This is a genomic window from Ideonella azotifigens, assembly GCF_006519715.1.
GTDB lineage: Bacteria > Pseudomonadota > Gammaproteobacteria > Burkholderiales > Burkholderiaceae_C > Ideonella > Ideonella azotifigens.
Window position 1 is genome coordinate 1 of record NZ_VIDT01001005.1, and the last position, 1,499, is coordinate 1,499.

1 protein-coding gene is annotated in these 1,499 nt (G+C 71.0%); it reads right to left on the reverse strand.

What is annotated here, in order from left to right; translation table 11 throughout:
* Positions 1–14: 14 nt before the first annotated feature.
* Positions 15–1,133 carry a DUF2855 family protein gene (locus FKP22_RS30105; RefSeq protein WP_141291886.1) on the reverse strand — a complete coding sequence of 373 codons (1,119 nt, stop codon included), beginning with the start codon at positions 1,131–1,133 and terminating at the stop codon, positions 15–17.
* Positions 1,134–1,499 lie beyond the last annotated feature (366 nt).

The window sequence follows — 1,499 nt, forward strand, 5'->3', positions numbered from 1 at the left end:
CGGCGAGCTGACCTTCAACTGCCCGGCCGCGCCACGAGCAGGCTGGACGCAGGCCATTCATTGCGCTGCAGCCGCAACCAGCCGGCGGCGATGGCGTCTCTGCCGTCCAAGTGGCGATACTCGAACCACGGGCGCTGGACCTCGGTCCACCAACCCAGCGCTTCCTGCAGCCGCTGGTCAAACTCGCCAGCGCCCCAGTCCGCCACCAGCGCCTGGATCTGGCGCGGGCCCGAAAAGACCTCCGTGGGCACGCGCAGGCCTTGCGCCGCAGCGCCCACCTCGCCGCCATGCGTGCTGCCCACGCACAGCAAGCGCTGGCAGCGCGGTGCTAGCGTCTGCAGCAAGCGCCCGAGCAAAGCCGCGTTGCCAGAGAAGTCGACCACCAGCACCGGGCCGGCCGTGTCCGCAAGCTCGGGCATTGCTTCGTAGCTCACCAGGCGTTCGAACAGCGCCATCTCGCGCAACCAGGCGGTGTTGCGTGCACTGCTCAGGCCCAGCAAGCGGGTGCGGCCGCCCATCAGATGCGCCAGCCCCAGCGCCGTCTTGCTGGCCGCGCTGACGAGGATCACCGAGGTACCTGGGGCCAGCTCCAAGGCCAGCCGCTGCGCCAGCGCGAAGGAGGTGATGAACAGCGGCTGCCAGCAGGCCTGGGCCGCCAGCGCGGCCTCGTCGCCAGTGGGGGCCTCACGGTATTGCTGGTACACAGGGTTCAGCCCCGCACGCGCGGGGCCCACCGCGCGCAGGCCTTGCCGTGCCGGCATCACCTGCAGGCGCAACACCGAGGCCAGCGGCCACAGCCCGAACCAGCGTGAGCCCGGCGCAACGCCAGGCAGGCCGGACGCCAGCACTCGCGCATGCCCCCAGGCCGGCACCTGGGCCCAGCCCGCGGCGGCGTCCGCTTCGTCTGGTGGATAGAGCGACCAGAAGCCCAGCGAGTCGCCCATGGACGCATAGGTCAGCGTGTTGGCACTCAAGGCCAGCCGCTCGACGGCCAGGTGCAGCTCACCGGGCGCAGCCTCCTCCGGCAGAACCACCGGTCGCTGCAAGGTCCGGCCGAAGTCCTGCCTGTCGACCAGCAAGCGCCAGCCGTTGCACGGCTCTTGCGGCGGCACCCTCTGCGCCCTCTGCCCCATGCTCAACCTCCGTCTTCACGACACCGAGCCGCCATGATGGCCAGCCGGGGCCAGCGCTGCCAACGCATTCGATGCAAGCCGGCTTGCGCCAGACGCAAGCACGGCGGCGAGGCCGCGAACCTGTTGTGCTGTAGGCCTCGGCTGACACCACGGCGCGCTGCGGCCAAGGAGAATTCGGCGGTTGTTTTCTGCAAGGTTCCCGCATGCCCTGGCCCCCCGCTCCCTCAGCCACCATCCCCCCGTCCCGCCAACCCGGACGGCGGCTGCTGGCCGGCGCCATCGGGGCCGTCCTGCCCTGGTTCGCCCAGGCGCAGAGCCTGGCCGACTGCGCTGCGCTGACCGATGACGCCAGGCGCCTGGCCTACT